Genomic DNA, 15,683 nt, shown 5'->3' with positions numbered 1-15,683 from the left:
GCTGCACGCGGATTTGCAGTATCCCGGCTGTTTTGCTGATGAGTTCGTTCATCGGTTTTGCGGGACTGGCAATTGAAAGCGGAATCACCGTCGTTCAAGCCGTTTTCATGACACTGACTATCTGGGCGCTTCCGGCAAAGGTCGTTCTAATCGGAGCGATCAGTGCAGGTGTGGCTTTGCCTGCCACAGCTCTCGCGGTGGGGCTTTCATCCGTGCGTTTGATGCCGATGGTGGTCGCGCTGCTTCCCGAGTTGCAGGGTCCTAAAACGCGGAAGCTGACATTGATGACCCTTTGTCATTTCGTTGCCGTCACCGCTTGGGTCATGGCCATGGAAGAGCTGCACAAAATCCCGCGTGATATGCGAACCAGTTATTTTGCCGGAATCGGGATGGTTTTAGTCGGAACCAATGCGATTGTCGTGGCTATCGTCTATTCGTTATCGACGTCTTTTCCGCCTATCGTTTTCGCTGCACTTTTCCTGCTGACGCCGATGTATTTTCTGACGTCGCTCTGGCGTTCGGCGAGAGAACGGGCAGGGCAGGTCGCAATGATTTCCGGGATCATTCTGTTTCCCATATTTCATCATCTGGCACCGGGCTATGACCTGTTGATTACGGGTGTTCTCGGTGGGCTGATAGCCTTCGGGTTTCATCGGATGCGCCGCATAGCCGTAGGAGCAGCCGAATGAACTGGGACAGTTTTTCGACCTGGTGGTGGCCGTTTTTGTTTATTCTGCTGGCTGGCGCACTTCCAACCTATCTGTTCCGCGTAATGGGCGTGCTGGTTGGCGGGCGGGTACGGGAGGATTCTGAGGCGCTTGTTCTCGTGCGCTGCGTCGCGACCGCGCTGGTTGCAGGTGTTATCGCGCAGCTTATTCTCTATCCCAATGGAGAATTGGCTAACTCGCCCCTTTGGCTCCGCGCGGGTTCTGCCGTGGCAGGATTTGCCGCCTTTATCATTACCGGCAAGCGACTGCTTGTCGGTGTGCTGGTTGCAGAAATCCTGCTGGTAATCGGCCTGCTTACACTTTGAAAGTATGAGTCATATCAGAGCGCTGCACGAATTTTTTCAGCGTTTGCAGAAAGGACGGCTGCGTCTTCCATCTGTCCGGTATGGGGCTTGAGCGCCACGCCTTCAAAGCGCGGGATCACATGGAAGTGCAGGTGATAGACAGTCTGGCCCGAGGCCGGTTCGTTGAACTGCATGACGGTTACACCATCGGCATTGAATGCCTTCTTTACAGCCTGTGCGATTTTCTGCACGACCTGAACAACGTTCGCAAGAGTTTCCGGCTTGGCATCAAGCAGATTGCGGGACGGTGCTTTTGGCACAACCAGTGTGTGACCCGTACCTTGCGGCATCACGTCCATGAAGGCAATGACATCATCCGTTTCATAAACGCGAGTGGAAGGGATTTCGCCGCGCAGGATTTTGGCGAAGATATTGTTGTCGTCATAGGTGGCGGACATGCGATTCTCCAATGCGAAATGTTTGACAGGATCAGACCGTATCAAGTCGCGTTAGGCAAGGCGGACAGGCTTATGCACTTCTGAACGGCGAGTGTTCTTCCAGGGCGCTTTGAATTTGTTCGACTTCGCGACGTTCATGATCGAGATAGTCGCGCACGGCGTTTCGAAAGCCTTCATGGACGATGTAATGTGCCGAATGGGTCGTGACCGGTACATAGCCACGGGCGATTTTATGCTCGCCCTGTGCTCCGGCTTCCACGACGCTGAGCTGTCGATCAATCGCAAAATCGATTGCCTGATGATAGCAAACCTCGAAATGCAGGTATGGGCGATCTTCGATACAGCCCCAATGGCGGCCGAAAAGTGTATCGCCACCAATGAAGTTGATCGCACCGGCAATGTAATGTCCATTACGTTTGGCCATGACGAGCAGAATGTCTTCCGCCATGCTTTCGCCGATCAGTGAATAGAACTGCCTGTTCAAATAGGGCCGTCCCCATTTGCGGCTGCCGGTATCCATATAAAACGCGAAGAAATCATCCCAGACGGCTTCTGTGAGATCGCTACCGGTTAGCCAATCGATTTCGATGCCATCCGACAGGGCTTCGCGCCGTTCCTTTTTCAATGCCTTGCGTTTTCGCGAAACAAGCTCATTCAAAAAGTCATCATAGCTTTTAAAGCCATTGTTTTTAAAGTGAAACTGCTGATCTGTGCGATGAAGAAATCCTGCGCGCTCCAGCGCGGCAATCTCGTCCGGCAGCGCAAATGTGACATGCGCCGATGAAACGCCGCTTTGATCGGCCAGTTCCCGCAATCCGCCAGCCAGCGCCAAACGGACCGCTTCGTTTTCATAGGCGATGTGATTGAGGAGGCGTGGGCCGGTGGCCGGGGTAAACGGCACTGCGGCTTGAAATTTCGGATAATATCGACCTCCGGCGCGTTCGAACGCGTCAGCCCATCCATGATCGAAGACATATTCACCCTGACTATGTCCCTTGAGATAGTTCGGCACAGCACCGACGAGGCGGCCTTGATCATCTTCAAGGCGCAAATGGCGCGGAAGCCAGCCCGCTTTCTGCGAAACCGAGCCTGATTCTTCCAGAGCAAGCAAGAAGTTGCGGGTAATGAAGGGATTATAATGCGTGTCCTGCCGGGAGGCCCCGACAAGACTGTTCCATTCGTCTGCCGTGAATTCGCTGATATTCTCAACGACACGAAGAACAAAACTTTGCTCATTCTGCGGATCTTCGTCGTTCACCGCTATTCCTTTGCCGTTATCGCGCATATTTTGCAGCGTTCGGCGTGTTGTCGTCAAGCTAGGAGGGCGCGTGGATCAAAGCCTTCGAACGTGATCTGGTCGACATTGAGATCGCTATGCTTTTGCATTTCGCGATTCCGGACGGTCCAGCTGATTACCGGCATCTGCAACTTCTCCCGAACGAAGGTCACGAACGGGTTGGGCAGGTGATGCACGTTATAGGAAACGAAAGAGATGCCATGCGCTAGCATGGAGAAATGTCGCTCAAAGTCTTCCGTGCGCGTGCCTTCGGCGGTGAGGCCGCCGGGAATTCCCGGCGCATCGGACGAAAACCGGCGGATCAGATGGTGATCGAAAGACATGATCGCGGCCTCACCCTTATAGGACGCCAGTTCTTTGGCTACAGCGGCAACCAGACCGTCATCTTTGCCCTCGATGCCCTTCAGCTCTATGACGAGGGGAACACGACCATCGACCAGATCAAGCATCTGGCGAAGCGTCGGCACATGATCGGCAGTGCCTCCGATCTTCAGTGCGGTGGCTTCGGCAAGCGTCAAATCGCTGATGTTGCCTTCGTGATCGGCAAGACGTTTCAGATCATCGTCGTGAAACACGACAACGCCACCGTCACGGGTGAGATGAACATCGCATTCGATCGCGAAACCCGCTTTGGCTGCAGCCTCAAACGCGGAAAGCGTGTTTTCCCAGCGCTCCTTGTTGAGATCATGCAATCCGCGATGGGCAACGGGACGTTTCTTGATCCAGTCGATGGAAGTCATTTCAGGCAACCTCGATGATCGCTTCTATTTCGACAGGTGCGTTGAGGGGCAGGCTCGCAACGCCAACAGCCGAGCGGGCGTGTTTGCCGGCATCGCCGAGAACCGCCACGAGGAGATCGGAGGCGCCATTGGCGACGAGATGCTGTTCGACGAAATCAGGCGTGGAGGCTACAAAGACGGTGATCTTCACAATGCGCTTGATGCGGTCGAGGCTGCCGAGAGCGGCCTTTGCCTGAGCAAGGATGTTGATGGCGCAGGCGCGCGCCGCAGCTTGTCCATGCGCAACCGTCAGCTCATCGCCGATCCGGCCCGTATGCACAAGCTTGCCGCCGTCCAGCGGAAGCTGGCCGGATGTGAGAAGCAGGGAACCGCTCTGGGTAAAAGGAACGTAGTTGGCAGCAGGTGCCGCAGCTTCTGGAATGGATATGCCCAGATTTTTAAGGCGACTGTCGATTGTGTCGGTCATTGCATTAATCCTTGCTTGCAAAGGTGCTTCGTGACCTACCTATAGGCAGAATCGGTGAAGCTTTTGGGAAGGGTGCGTTTTTTGCCTCGCTTCCGCCACGAGTTTTTTTATCATGCGCGTCAACTCATCGGGAGATTCATGCATGCGTTTTTTCAAGAGTGCGGTTGTGGCGAGCGGAACGGCTGCTTGCATGTGGGCCGGATTTGCCAGCATTGCCAATGCGGCCTCAACGGTAACGTTGGTTCCACACCGGGCGGTCTATGATCTGACCCTGGATCGCGCCGATGAAAAATCGGGCATCAGCGGTCTGACCGGTCGTATGGTCTATGAATTCAATGGATCTGCGTGCGAGGGCTACACCACCAATTTCCGTTTCGTGACCCGCATTGATATGGAGGAACAGCCGCAGCGCGTGACCGACCAGCAGACGACGACATTCGAGGGCGCGGACGGAAAGAACTTCCGCTTCGTCAACAAGACCTTCGTGGACAAGGAACTGGTCAAGGAAGTGCGCGGCGATGCGAAGCTTGAGGGCGGGAAGACAATCGTTGAACTGAGCAAGCCGAAGGAAAACAAGCTGGATCTCAAGGGAACGCAGTTCCCGACCGGGCACATGGAAGAACTGATCGGCAAAGCGGAAGCCGGGCAGAAATTTTACCAGACATCGCTTTTCGATGCTTCCGAAGATGCTGATCGGGTGGTTGCCACTACTGTCGTCGTCGGCAAGGAGCAAGCTTTACCGGACGATGAGACCAAGATCATGGGCAAGTTTTCCAAGGATCAGGTCTGGCCGGTAACGATTGCCTATTTTGATGACAAGGAAAAGCAGGATGGCCTGCCGATCTACCGTATCAATTTTAAGCTCTACCGCAATGGTATTACTCGTGACCTCACCATGGACTATGGAGATTTCTCTATGCGTGGAAAGCTTGTGAAGCTTGATGTCTACGATGCGGCAAAGCAGGCTGCGACTTGCAAATAAGTATACTGTTTGGCGTGTTTGTTCGCCTGTACGACGCTATATTGTGTAGACGACTTGCATTTTGCGGCGTGATCAGTTAACAGCGCGCCTATTCCACACACGGGATTGGGCTTTTGTCGGGAGAAATCCGGCAAAAACCTCCGGTGGCGAGAAATCGCCTCAGCCCGTGGAGGTTAAACCGGAAAAGGAAAATAAAGATGGCATTGCCTGATTTCAGCATGCGCCAGCTTCTGGAAGCTGGTGTTCACTTCGGCCACCAGACCCACCGCTGGAACCCGAAAATGGCACCATACATCTATGGTGACCGTAACAACATCCACATTCTCGATCTGTCCCAGACCGTTCCTCTGCTGCACAATGCGCTGAAGGTCGTTTCGGACACCGTTGCTCGCGGCGGTCGCGTTCTGTTCGTCGGCACGAAGCGTCAGGCTTCGGACATCATTGCCGATGCCGCCAACCGTTCGGCACAGTACTACGTCAATGCGCGCTGGCTTGGCGGCATGATGACCAACTGGAAGACGATCTCCAACTCGATCCAGCGTCTGCGCAAGCTTGATGAAGTGCTAGCTGGCGAAGCCCAGGGCTTCACCAAGAAGGAACGTCTCAATCTTGAGCGTGAGCGTGAAAAACTTGATCGTGCTCTCGGCGGCATCAAGGATATGGGTTCAGTTCCAGACCTGATGTTCATCATCGATACCAACAAGGAAGCGATTGCTATTCAGGAAGCCAAGCGCCTTGGTATTCCGGTTGTGGCAGTGATCGATTCGAATTGTGATCCAGACCAGATCGACTATCCGATTCCGGGCAACGACGACGCCGCACGTGCTATCGCTCTTTATTGCGATCTGATTGCTCGCGCAGCACTCGACGGCATTGCTCGTCAGCAGGGCGCAATGGGCATCGACATCGGTGCACAGGCTGAAGCTCCGGTTGAGCCAGCCCTCGAAGCTCCGGCTGAAGGCGCTTAATCAGCGTATGATTTCATCCATCCGTCATATCAGCGATAGGGCGGGTGGATAATCTCGTTTCATCCCGGTGCGGGGTAGTGATTCCTGAAGTGCAATACTAAGGCTAATCGCGATCCAGAAACCAAGCGCCGGTTAAAAGTTGGCACACCCATCCGGTGTGCCTTCGCTTTCATGAAAGGCGACAACATGAGCATTTCCGCATCTCTCGTTAAAGAACTCCGCGACCTCACCGGCGCCGGCATGATGGACTGCAAGGCTGCACTTGCTGAAACCAATGGCGATATCGAAGCTGCCGTTGACTGGCTGCGCGCCAAGGGTATTGCAAAGGCCGACAAGAAGGCTGGCCGTACGGCTGCCGAAGGTCTGGTTGGTGTTGCATCTTCCAGCAACAAGGCTGTTGTTGTTGAAGTCAACTCCGAAACCGACTTCGTTGCCCGCAATGAGGCTTTCCAGGATCTCGTCCGCAAGATCGCCCAGGCCGCTCTGTCGACCGATGGTTCGACCGAAGCTGTTGCCAGCGCCAATGTTGACGGCAAGACCGTTACCGAAACGGCAAAGGACGCCGTTGCCACCATCGGTGAAAACATTGGTTTCCGCCGTTCGGCTGCGCTGACCGTCCCGCAGGGCGTTGTCGCGACCTACATCCACAACGGTGTCGCTGATGGCCTCGGCAAGCTCGGTGTTCTCGTTGCAATCGAAACCGCCGGTGACGCAGAAGCTGCAAACGCTTTCGGTCGTCAGGTTGCCATGCACGTTGCCGCCATCAACCCGCTGGCTCTGACCGCTGAAGACGTTGACCCAGCTGCTGCCGAGCGCGAAAAGGCGATCTTCATCGAGCAGGCTCGTGAATCCGGCAAGCCAGACAACATCATCGAGAAGATGATCGAAGGTCGTATGCGCAAGTTCTACGAGGAAGTTGTTCTTCTTTCGCAGGCTTTCGTCATCAATCCTGACCTGACGGTCGCAGCTGCCCTCAAGGAAGCTGAAAAGACCATCGGTGCGCCGGCCAAGATCACCGGCTTTGTCCGTATCGCCCTCGGCGAAGGCATCGAGAAGGAAGAAACCGATTTTGCTGCTGAAGTAGCCGCTGCTGTCAAGAGCTAAAACGGCTCTGATCTTCAGCGCATCTTGTCCTAGAGATCTGTTTCTGTTTTTGGGAATGCGCTGATTGCCAGAAAAGGCTTTTGATTATGAAGGGCATCGCGTGACAACGCGGTGCCCTTCGTGTATCGGAACCCCAACACAACCACTTGATCACAATCTGCGGAGAGCATCCAATGTCCGGTAAGCCCGCCTACAAACGCGTCCTTTTGAAAGCCTCCGGCGAGGCATTGATGGGCAGTCAGGGCTTTGGGATCGATGTTTCCGTTGCGGACCGCATTGCAAACGATATCAAGCAGGCACGGTCGCTCGGCGTTGAAGTTGGCGTCGTGATCGGTGGCGGCAACATTTTCCGTGGCGTCGCTGTGGCTTCCAAAGGCGGCGACCGTGTGACGGGCGACCACATGGGCATGCTGGCCACGGTCATCAATTCGCTGGCGCTGCGCACCTCCCTGCACAAGATCGGTGTCGATTCAGTCGTGCTTTCGGCCATCGCCATGCCCGAAATCTGTGAGAGCTTTTCGCAGAGACAGGCTACGGCCTATATGGATGAGGGCAAGGTTGTGATCTTTGCTGGCGGCACCGGAAATCCTTTCTTCACGACGGACTCGGCCGCAGCTCTTCGCGCTGCGGAAATTGAAGCCGATGCGCTTTTGAAGGGCACGCAGGTTGATGGAATCTACTCTGCGGACCCCAAGAAGGATCCGAACGCAACGCGGTTTGACCGTTTGACGCACAAAGAAGTTCTCGATCGTGGGCTTGCAGTCATGGATACAGCTGCTGTTGCCCTTGCGCGTGAGAACAACATTCCGATAATAGTCTATTCCATCCATGAAAACGGCGGCTTGGCCGAAATTCTGCAAGGTAAGGGGCGCTGCACGATTGTTTCCGATAATTGATCGACCCTTGCTGCGTATCGAAGGAGAAAATGCATGAGTGATGCTTTTGACATCAACGACCTGAAACGCCGCATGGAAGGCGCTATCAACTCTTTGAAGCATGACCTTAACGGTCTGCGTACGGGCCGCGCTTCGGCAAGCTTGCTGGAGCCGATCGTGATTGAAGCCTATGGCTCGACGATGCCGATCAATCAGGTCGCCAATATCACCGTTCCCGAATCGCGCATGCTTTCGGTTTCGGTTTGGGACAAGAGCATGGTGGGCGCTGTGGAACGCGCAATTCGCGATTCTGGTCTCGGTCTCAATCCTATTACCGACGGCATGACGCTTCGCATTCCGCTGCCGGAATTGAACGAGCAACGCCGCAAGGAATTGGTTAAGATTGCACATCAGTATGCCGAGCAGGGTCGTATCGCTGCCCGTCATGTTCGTCGTGACGGCATGGACACACTGAAAAAGCTGGAGAAGGACAGCCTCATCAGTCAGGATGACAGCCGGGTTCTATCTGAAAAAGTGCAGAAGCTGACCGACGAAACCATTGCAGAAATGGATAAGGTTGTTGCAGTGAAGGAAGGGGAGATCATGCAGGTCTAGGACTTGCATGGTTTTCATTGAGGGAGAGCTTCGTCATGTCCGATCCGTGCCACATCGCCATTATTATGGATGGCAATGGCCGTTGGGCTAAGGCGCGCAGTTTGCCGCGCAGCGCCGGACACCGGGCGGGCGTGGAAGCTCTTCGTGAGACCGTACGGGCAGCCGGGGATCGTGGTCTCGACTACCTTACATTGTTTGCATTCTCTTCAGAAAACTGGTCTCGTCCGACCGGGGAGGTGAATGACCTTCTGGGTTTGCTGAAGATTTTCATCCGTCGCGATCTTGCAGAACTGCATCGCCATAATGTGCGGGTCAGCATTATTGGCGAGCGCGAGGAACTAGCGGCCGATATCCGCGCGCTGCTGACCGAAGCGGAGACGCTTACGCATCGCAATAGCGGCCTCAACCTGATCATAGCTTTCAATTACGGTTCCCGCGATGAGATCGTCCGCGCCGTGCGAAGTTTGGCGCGCGATGTCGCTGCCGGGCGACTTGATCCGGCCTCTATTTCCAGTGAATTGATTTCCGCAAATCTCGATACTGCCGGGATACCCGATCCGGACCTCATCATTCGTACCAGTGGGGAGATGCGTTTGTCGAACTTTTTGCTTTGGCAAGCAGCGTATTCCGAGTTTTTATTCCTGCCGATTCATTGGCCGGATTTTCGGTCTTCCGATCTTGATGCGGCTTATGAGGCTTTTCGCCAGCGCGAGCGTCGATTTGGCGGCGTTGAAGTACGCGCCGGGCTGAACGAGACTGAAGAAGAAGTCGTATGCCCTTCGACCAAGGGGGCGGCAATCTAAAGTGGTTCAGGAAGATCAGAATCACTGAACATGCTCTAGTATGGCGTAAGCCAGTCCGTCGAAAGGTCTCAATGTCCAATCTGCAAACCCGTATAATTACTGCCATTGTCCTCGGTGCAGCCGCGTTGTGGCTGACATGGGTCGGCGGTTTGGGTTTTACGCTGTTTTCGATTGCGATCGGATTGGCGATGTTTCATGAGTGGACAAGCTTGACCACATCGAAACAGACGTCGTTTTCGCGCGTGTTTGGCTGGGGATGGCTGCTACTTACCAGCATTCTGCTTGTGATGGACCGGAGTGCATTGCTGACGATTGGTGTTCTGCTTGTAGGCACTCTTGTTCTTTTGGTCACGCAATGGCGGACAGGTCGCGGCTGGCCAGCAGCCGGGCTTTTTTATGCCGGTTTCTCTGCTGTGTCCCTCTCGCTTCTAAGAGGCGACGAACCATTCGGCTTTACTGCCATTGTTTTCCTTTTCGCCGTTGTCTGGTCCACGGATATTGCGGCCTATTTCAATGGCCGGGCGCTTGGCGGGCCGAAACTGGCTCCTCGCTTTTCACCGAACAAGACTTGGTCCGGCGCCATTGGTGGCGCCGCTGCTGCCGTCGCCGGAGGAATTCTGGTCGCATCTCTGGTGGCTGCTCCCGGCAGTTGGGGCGTACCGCTTCTCGCTTTGCTGCTGTCTATCGTCTCGCAGATAGGTGATCTTGCAGAATCATGGGTGAAGCGCCAGTTCGGCGCAAAGGACTCGGGACGCCTGCTGCCTGGGCACGGTGGTGTTTTAGATCGTGTCGACGGGCTTGTAGCCGCTGCCGCACTTTTGTACTTGTTTGGTGCAATTTTCGCTGAGCCAGACGTACCGTCCGCGATTTTCTTTAGTTTCTAAGGGCGCAACGAATGAGTTTACGGATTGCTCAAGTCCATTCTGCTCTTCGTTGGCTCGATAGTGTTTTGTAAGGAGTAGTGCTTTGCAGGAGGCGTTGGCCTTTTTTCTGGGTGGCGAAAGCCTGCTTGTCGGGACCATCATACCATTTCTCTTCGTTTTGACCGTTGTGGTCTTTGTCCATGAAATGGGCCACTATCTGGTCGCGCGTTGGTGCGGTATTGGCTCACAGGCATTTTCTATCGGCTTTGGACCCGAACTGATCGGCTTTACGGATCGTCGCGGGACACGGTGGAAGATTTCCGCTATTCCACTTGGCGGCTATGTCAAGTTCATCGGTGATGAGAGTGCCACGAGTTCTCCTGTCGGCGTTGACAATACAAGCTTGAATGAAGACGAGCAGCGCAGGGCATTTCATACGCAACCGGTGTGGAAGCGTGCGGCGACCGTTTTTGCTGGCCCTGCTTTCAATATCATCCTGACGATCGTGATCTTCAGCGTCTTCTTCGCGCTTTATGGGCGTCAGATTTCCGATCCGCTGATCGCTGGCGTCCAGCCGGATAGTCCCGCAGCTGAGGCGGGGTTTGAAGCTGGTGATCGCTTTATCAGTGTTGATGGTGAAAAGATCACGACTTTTTCAGATGTGCAGCGCATCGTGTCCGGTCGCGCGGGAGACAAGCTGAATTTCACTGTTGAGCGCGATGGCAAGATGGTGGATATTCAGGCCGTTCCGGCAATTGTCGAGCGGACGGACCCGCTTGGAAACAAGATCAAGCTTGGTGCCATCGGCGTGGAGACTACCGAAGCAGTCGGTAATTTCCGCCGAATTGAGTATGGTCCTCTCGAATCAGTGGGACAAGCCGTCATGGAGACAGGCTATATTATCGGCCGCACGGGAGAGTTCTTCCAGCGTTTCGCGGTTGGGCGTGAGGACAAGTGTCAGCTTGGCGGTCCGGTCAAGATTGCCAATATGGCCGGGAAGGCGGCGAGTCAGGGGTTTGAGTGGCTCGTTCAACTGATGGCGATGTTGTCCGTTGGTATAGGGCTGCTGAACCTGTTTCCGCTGCCGCCGCTGGATGGCGGCCACTTGGTATTTTATGCGATTGAAGCCATAAAGGGCAGTCCGGTGTCAACGGCAGCGCAGGAAATTTTCTACCGTGCAGGATTCCTTCTTGTTATGGGATTCATGGGGTTCGTACTTTTCAACGACCTGTTTGCCTGCTAGATGACTCTCCGGCTGGCTCAGGTGGTGATCTTGGGGATCGGTGCAGGCTGGAGGGTTCCAGTCAGCTAACTGCTATGATACGCATCTTCTCTGATGAGGATCGGGTAAGGTGTTAAACAGAAGTGAAAATTGGGAGTGACTGCCGGAAAAGCTAAGCGATTTGTTTACCATAACGCTTAAATCGCGTGGCGCGGATGCCACGCTGGTTGCTTAAGTAAACAGAATTTAACCGTGACGCTTGCTTGTATGGAAAAACCGGGTATGACGGTTGTATCTGTACGTGCTTTTCTGGGTTAATCGCCCCGGGGACAGAAAGAAACGAAGGTTCGGAAAGCCTATGACGGCAAGTTCTAAATTCTTTGGCGCCGCTTCTGCGCTCGCCATGTCAGTGGCTCTTGTGGCTTCGGGTACTGCTGCACTCTCACTGGCTTCGGTCAATGTAGCTGAAGCGGCTGTCGTTAGCCGTATCGAAGTGCGTGGTAACACTCGCGTCGACGCACAGTCCATCCGTGACAACATTGATATTCGTCCGGGCAAGGCCTTTACCAGCGCTGATATAGATGCTGCGGTGAAGCGTTTGTTCGCGATGGGGTTGTTCTCGGATGTTCGCATCAATCAGTCCGGCAGCACGCTTGTTGTGAATGTTTCCGAGCGTTCGGTGGTCAACAATGTCCTTTTTCAGGGCAACAAGAAGATCAAGGACCCTGATCTGAACCGCGCTGTTCAGCTCAAGCCGCGTTCGCCTTACGATGCTGCGACGATGGAAGCAGACGTTGAGGCTATCAAGGGTGCCTACGCACATATCGGGCGCAGCGATGCGACCGTTAATGCACGTACCGTTGATCTTGGTCAGGGGCGTGTAAACGTCGTCTATGAAATCAACGAAGGTTCGCGCACGAAGATCGCGAATGTCGATTTCGTCGGTAATCAGGCGTTCAGCGCCCGCCGTCTGCGCGATGTGATCTCGACCAAGCGTTCGAATCCACTTTCGTGGCTGACACGTAATGACGTTTATGATGAAGGTCGTCTGCAGGCTGACGAGGAAACGCTCCGTCGTTTCTATTATAATCGCGGCTATGCGGATTTCCGCGTCATTTCATCGAATGCAGTTCTCGATCCTTCAACGAACGAGTACACGATCACCATCACAGTCGATGAAGGTCAGCGTTATACGTTCGGCAATGTAAGCGTTGAGAGCAACGTTGATGGTGTTGACGGGCAGGCTCTGGATCATCTGGTCAAGACCCGTTCGGGTAAGCCTTACAGCGCCAAGGAAATCGAAGATTCAGTTCTTGCGGTTACCGAAAATGTTGCTGGTAGCGGCTATGCTTTCGCAAAGGTTGAGCCGCGCGGTGATCGTGACTTCGAAAACCATACGATCTCAGTCGTTTATAGTGTCGACGAGGGTCCACGCGCTTACATCCAGCGCATTGAAATCCGCGGCAACGATAAGACCCGTGACTTCGTGATTCGTCGCGAGTTCGACATGAATGAAGGCGATGCCTTCAATCAGGTCATGGTGCAGCGTGCGAAGCGTCGTCTCGAAGCGCTTGATTTCTTCCAGACGGTCAATATTTCGACCGCGCCTGGCTCCGAGCCGGATCAGGTTATTCTGGTCGTCGACGTTGTCGAAAAGTCGACAGGTGAATTCTCGATCGGTGGCGGCTATACGACCGGTGGTGAATCGCCGGGTGCGCAGGTTGAAGCTGCTATCACCGAGCGTAACTTCCTTGGGCGCGGCCAGTACATCCGTATCAGCGCGGGTGCCGGTCAGGACGATATGCGCAATTACGGCCTGTCGTTCACCGAACCATATTTCCTCGGGTACCGTCTTTCGGCTGGTTTCGATGTATTCCGTCGCACGTACCGCGTGAATGACGATTACGACGTCGAACAGACCGGCGGCACCATCCGTTTCGGTCTGCCGATCACGGACAATTTCTCGGCAGGTATCGCGTATAATCTGGTTCAGGAAAAGTATGACCTGTTCCGTTCGAACCGAGATGATTTTTATGCCCCTGCTTTGCTTGAGGCAGCTGAACATAGTCCGTGGCTTCGTTCTTCGATCAGCTATTCGCTGACCTATAACTCCATCGACGACATGAAGAACCCGCATGATGGTCTTTATGGCAAGTTCACTCAGGAGTTTGCTGGTCTCGGTGGCGATGCGAAGTATATCAAGACGACCGCCAAGGCTAACTACTACAAGACGCTTTCGCAGGAAGCCGATATTGTCGGTATGCTGGGCGTGGGTGGTGGGTATATCCACGAGTTTGGAGATGACGGCGTTCGCATCTTCGATTTGTTCAAGAACAATTCGGACATTATTCGCGGCTTCAAGTTTAACGGCATCGGCCCTTATCAGGATTCTGACAGCGGTAGACGCTACTGGCTGGGTGGCACGACCTATTTCAACGGTACGGCTGAAGTTCAGTTCCCGATGCCGCTCGTTCCGGAAAGCCTCGGTATTCGTGGTGCTCTGTTTGCGGATGCAGCAACACTTTACGGCAATAATACCCCAGGCGCTCTTGGCGACGACAAGAAACTTCGCGCTTCGGCAGGTGTAAGCTTGATGTGGGCCTCGCCGTTCGGTCCTCTGCGCTTCGATTATGCGTTCCCGATTGCGAAGGCTGATACCGACAAGGTGCAGAACTTCAACTTCGGTGTTTCGACCAAGTTCTAATAGATTTGCCTTTTCCCGGGGTATAACAACCCCGGGAAAGAAAGTGTTTTGATGGCAGATCCTGTTTTTTTCGCGCCTTCGCGTGAACTCACGATTGGCGATATAGCAGATTTTACCGGTGCAAGCCTTCGCGATCCGAAGCTTGCGCCGCGTTCCGTCGCGCGTCTTTCATCGTTAAAGGATGCGACAGACGATTCGCTTGCATTCGTTGAGGGTAAGAAGAATGCCGACGGTCTTTCTTCTATTAATGCTGCGGGCGTTCTCTGCACGGAAGCTCTTGTAAACAGTGTGCCGTCGCATATAGCGGCACTGGTTACGCGTAATCCGCAACGGGATTTCGCATCTGTTGGCCGAATGCTGTTTCCAGCATCCGTCAGACCTGTCAGTTGGTTTGGAGAAACAGGCGTTTCTCCAGCGGCGATTATTCATTCGACTGCGTATATTGAAGATGGCGCAACCGTCGAGGCGGGCGCAGTCCTTGGCAAGGGAGTAACTGTTGGCAGCGGGACGCTGATCGCCTCAACGGCGGTTATTGGCGAAGGCAGCCAGATCGGGCGCAATAGTTATATTGGCCCAGGCGTCACCGTCCAATGCGCTTTCATTGGTAATCAAGTTTCTCTCCATCCGGGTGTCCGGATTGGACAGGATGGTTTCGGTTATGTTCCGGGTCCTGCCGGTTTGGAGAAGGTTCCCCAGCTTGGCCGCGTCATCATTCAAGACAATGTCGAAATTGGCGCCAATACCACGATTGATCGCGGTTCGTTGAATGACACGGTTATCGGCGAAGGCACAAAGATCGATAATCTGGTTCAGATTGCGCATAACGTGCGGATTGGTCGTTTTTGTATCGTGGCCGCACATTGCGGTATTTCCGGCAGTTGTGTCATTGGCGATCAGACAATGCTGGGCGGGCGCGTGGGACTTGCCGATCATTTGATTATCGGTTCGCGTGTGCAGGTTGCCGCAGCGAGCGGTGTTATGAATGACATACCCGATGGGGAACGCTGGGGTGGTATTCCTGCGCGGCCTATCAAGCAGTGGTTTCGCGATATTGCGAACATACGCAGCATCGGGCAATCGAGAAAGGAACAATCCTCTGATGAGTGATGCAAATCAGACAAAGCTGGAAGCAGCAGATATCCAGGATCTTCTGGCAGTGTTGCCGCATCGCTATCCGTTTTTGCTGATCGACCGGATTGTCGACATCGACGGTGATGTCTCTGCGACGGGCATCAAGAATGTGACAATCAACGAGCCGCATTTCACGGGCCACTTCCCTGAAAAGCCGATCATGCCAGGCGTGTTGATCGTCGAAGCCATGGCACAGACAGCTGGTGCTATATCGCTGCTTCAGCGCAAAACCGGACGTCCTGGCGTGGTATATTTCATGACCATAGACAATGCGAAATTCCGTCGTCCGGTTATACCGGGTGATCGACTTCTACTTCACGTAAAGAAGATCAAGCAGCGTGCAAATATCTCGAAATATGAATGCGTTGCAGAAGTTGATGGTGTAAAGGTTGCGGAAGCTGAAGTCGCTGCCATGATCAGCACAGCTGAAGAAAGCCAGTGAG

Annotated in this window: 17 protein-coding genes; 13 read left to right on the top strand and 4 right to left on the bottom strand. The window is 54.1% G+C overall.

Annotated elements, in window-relative coordinates:
- The first annotated feature begins 38 nt into the window (after nucleotides 1-38).
- Complete coding sequence (locus JNC70_RS11185) at nucleotides 39-689, top strand: AzlC family ABC transporter permease (RefSeq protein WP_104756432.1); 651 nt, start codon at nucleotides 39-41, stop codon at nucleotides 687-689.
- Entirely contained in the window at nucleotides 686-1,033 is a 348-nt protein-coding gene (locus JNC70_RS11180) for an AzlD domain-containing protein (RefSeq protein ID WP_104756369.1), read from the top strand. Before JNC70_RS11185 ends, JNC70_RS11180 begins: the two co-directional genes overlap by 4 nt.
- 14 nt (nucleotides 1,034-1,047) lie before the next feature.
- Here JNC70_RS11180 and JNC70_RS11175 read toward each other — a convergent pair whose 3' ends face one another.
- The 4 genes from JNC70_RS11175 to JNC70_RS11160 form a co-directional block, all read right to left on the bottom strand.
- Complete coding sequence (locus tag JNC70_RS11175; protein WP_104756368.1) at nucleotides 1,048-1,470, bottom strand: HIT family protein; 423 nt, start codon at nucleotides 1,468-1,470, stop codon at nucleotides 1,048-1,050.
- A 70-nt stretch (nucleotides 1,471-1,540) separates the two neighbouring features.
- Nucleotides 1,541-2,728 (bottom strand): GNAT family N-acetyltransferase, encoded by a 1,188-nt coding sequence (locus JNC70_RS11170; RefSeq protein WP_104756431.1) that lies wholly within the window; start codon nucleotides 2,726-2,728, stop codon nucleotides 1,541-1,543.
- Between the two features lie 53 nt (nucleotides 2,729-2,781).
- The gene (locus JNC70_RS11165) at nucleotides 2,782-3,507 is read right to left on the bottom strand and encodes a glycerophosphodiester phosphodiesterase (protein ID WP_104756367.1); all 726 of its coding nucleotides are present in this window, start codon (nucleotides 3,505-3,507) and stop codon (nucleotides 2,782-2,784) included.
- Nucleotide 3,508: 1 nt separating this feature from the next.
- Nucleotides 3,509-3,973, bottom strand: coding sequence for a RidA family protein (locus JNC70_RS11160; protein ID WP_104756366.1), 465 nt, complete (start codon nucleotides 3,971-3,973; stop codon nucleotides 3,509-3,511).
- A gap of 142 nt (nucleotides 3,974-4,115) precedes the next feature.
- Here JNC70_RS11160 and eipB point away from each other — a divergent pair, with 142 nt between their 5' ends.
- The 11 genes from eipB (at nucleotide 4,116) to fabZ (ending at nucleotide 15,682) form a co-directional block, all read left to right on the top strand.
- Nucleotides 4,116-4,955, top strand: a complete 840-nt coding sequence (gene eipB / locus JNC70_RS11155; protein WP_104756365.1) for a cell envelope integrity protein EipB — start codon at nucleotides 4,116-4,118, stop codon at nucleotides 4,953-4,955.
- Between the two features lie 197 nt (nucleotides 4,956-5,152).
- The gene (gene rpsB / locus JNC70_RS11150) at nucleotides 5,153-5,923 is read left to right on the top strand and encodes a 30S ribosomal protein S2 (protein WP_104756364.1); all 771 of its coding nucleotides are present in this window, start codon (nucleotides 5,153-5,155) and stop codon (nucleotides 5,921-5,923) included.
- A gap of 186 nt (nucleotides 5,924-6,109) precedes the next feature.
- Nucleotides 6,110-7,027 (top strand): translation elongation factor Ts, encoded by a 918-nt coding sequence (tsf, locus tag JNC70_RS11145; RefSeq protein ID WP_104756430.1) that lies wholly within the window; start codon nucleotides 6,110-6,112, stop codon nucleotides 7,025-7,027.
- 173 nt (nucleotides 7,028-7,200) lie between these two features.
- Nucleotides 7,201-7,923 (top strand): UMP kinase, encoded by a 723-nt coding sequence (pyrH, locus tag JNC70_RS11140; RefSeq protein WP_104756363.1) that lies wholly within the window; start codon nucleotides 7,201-7,203, stop codon nucleotides 7,921-7,923.
- Between the two features lie 33 nt (nucleotides 7,924-7,956).
- Nucleotides 7,957-8,517, top strand: coding sequence for a ribosome recycling factor (gene frr / locus JNC70_RS11135; RefSeq protein WP_104756362.1), 561 nt, complete (start codon nucleotides 7,957-7,959; stop codon nucleotides 8,515-8,517).
- 35 nt (nucleotides 8,518-8,552) lie between these two features.
- Complete coding sequence (locus JNC70_RS11130; protein WP_104756361.1) at nucleotides 8,553-9,320, top strand: isoprenyl transferase; 768 nt, start codon at nucleotides 8,553-8,555, stop codon at nucleotides 9,318-9,320.
- 71 nt (nucleotides 9,321-9,391) lie between these two features.
- The gene (locus JNC70_RS11125; RefSeq protein ID WP_104756360.1) at nucleotides 9,392-10,204 is read left to right on the top strand and encodes a phosphatidate cytidylyltransferase; all 813 of its coding nucleotides are present in this window, start codon (nucleotides 9,392-9,394) and stop codon (nucleotides 10,202-10,204) included.
- Between the two features lie 82 nt (nucleotides 10,205-10,286).
- Nucleotides 10,287-11,426 carry an RIP metalloprotease RseP gene (gene rseP, locus JNC70_RS11120; protein ID WP_104756359.1) on the top strand — a complete coding sequence of 380 codons (1,140 nt, stop codon included), beginning with the start codon at nucleotides 10,287-10,289 and terminating at the stop codon, nucleotides 11,424-11,426.
- A 337-nt stretch (nucleotides 11,427-11,763) separates the two neighbouring features.
- Nucleotides 11,764-14,109, top strand: coding sequence for an outer membrane protein assembly factor BamA (bamA, locus tag JNC70_RS11115; RefSeq protein WP_104756358.1), 2,346 nt, complete (start codon nucleotides 11,764-11,766; stop codon nucleotides 14,107-14,109).
- Between the two features lie 51 nt (nucleotides 14,110-14,160).
- Nucleotides 14,161-15,216: a UDP-3-O-(3-hydroxymyristoyl)glucosamine N-acyltransferase gene (gene lpxD, locus JNC70_RS11110; RefSeq protein ID WP_104756357.1), complete on the top strand. Its 1,056-nt coding sequence runs from the start codon at nucleotides 14,161-14,163 to the stop codon at nucleotides 15,214-15,216.
- A complete protein-coding gene (fabZ, locus tag JNC70_RS11105; RefSeq protein WP_104756356.1) occupies nucleotides 15,209-15,682 on the top strand; it encodes a 3-hydroxyacyl-ACP dehydratase FabZ in 474 nt (157 codons plus the stop codon). The genes lpxD and fabZ overlap by 8 nt, the downstream gene beginning before the upstream one ends.
- The last annotated feature ends 1 nt before the right edge of the window (nucleotide 15,683 follow it).

The sequence above is a fragment of the Brucella oryzae genome (genome assembly GCF_041929965.1).
Taxonomy (GTDB): domain Bacteria; phylum Pseudomonadota; class Alphaproteobacteria; order Rhizobiales; family Rhizobiaceae; genus Brucella; species Brucella oryzae.
The sequence above is the reverse complement of the archived record's forward strand: the minus strand, read 5'-3'. Positions and strand labels throughout refer to the sequence as shown.

Coding starts and splice junctions, on each gene's coding strand:
- JNC70_RS11185 (WP_104756432.1), top strand. CDS start 39: ATGAGTTCGTTCATCGGTTTTGCGGGACTGGCAATTGAAAGCGGAATC.
- JNC70_RS11180 (WP_104756369.1), top strand. CDS start 686: ATGAACTGGGACAGTTTTTCGACCTGGTGGTGGCCGTTTTTGTTTATT.
- JNC70_RS11175 (WP_104756368.1), bottom strand. CDS start 1,470: ATGTCCGCCACCTATGACGACAACAATATCTTCGCCAAAATCCTGCGC.
- JNC70_RS11165 (WP_104756367.1), bottom strand. CDS start 3,507: ATGACTTCCATCGACTGGATCAAGAAACGTCCCGTTGCCCATCGCGGA.
- JNC70_RS11160 (WP_104756366.1), bottom strand. CDS start 3,973: ATGACCGACACAATCGACAGTCGCCTTAAAAATCTGGGCATATCCATT.
- eipB (WP_104756365.1), top strand. CDS start 4,116: ATGCGTTTTTTCAAGAGTGCGGTTGTGGCGAGCGGAACGGCTGCTTGC.
- rpsB (WP_104756364.1), top strand. CDS start 5,153: ATGGCATTGCCTGATTTCAGCATGCGCCAGCTTCTGGAAGCTGGTGTT.
- tsf (WP_104756430.1), top strand. CDS start 6,110: ATGAGCATTTCCGCATCTCTCGTTAAAGAACTCCGCGACCTCACCGGC.
- pyrH (WP_104756363.1), top strand. CDS start 7,201: ATGTCCGGTAAGCCCGCCTACAAACGCGTCCTTTTGAAAGCCTCCGGC.
- frr (WP_104756362.1), top strand. CDS start 7,957: ATGAGTGATGCTTTTGACATCAACGACCTGAAACGCCGCATGGAAGGC.
- JNC70_RS11130 (WP_104756361.1), top strand. CDS start 8,553: ATGTCCGATCCGTGCCACATCGCCATTATTATGGATGGCAATGGCCGT.
- JNC70_RS11125 (WP_104756360.1), top strand. CDS start 9,392: ATGTCCAATCTGCAAACCCGTATAATTACTGCCATTGTCCTCGGTGCA.
- bamA (WP_104756358.1), top strand. CDS start 11,764: ATGACGGCAAGTTCTAAATTCTTTGGCGCCGCTTCTGCGCTCGCCATG.
- lpxD (WP_104756357.1), top strand. CDS start 14,161: ATGGCAGATCCTGTTTTTTTCGCGCCTTCGCGTGAACTCACGATTGGC.
- fabZ (WP_104756356.1), top strand. CDS start 15,209: ATGAGTGATGCAAATCAGACAAAGCTGGAAGCAGCAGATATCCAGGAT.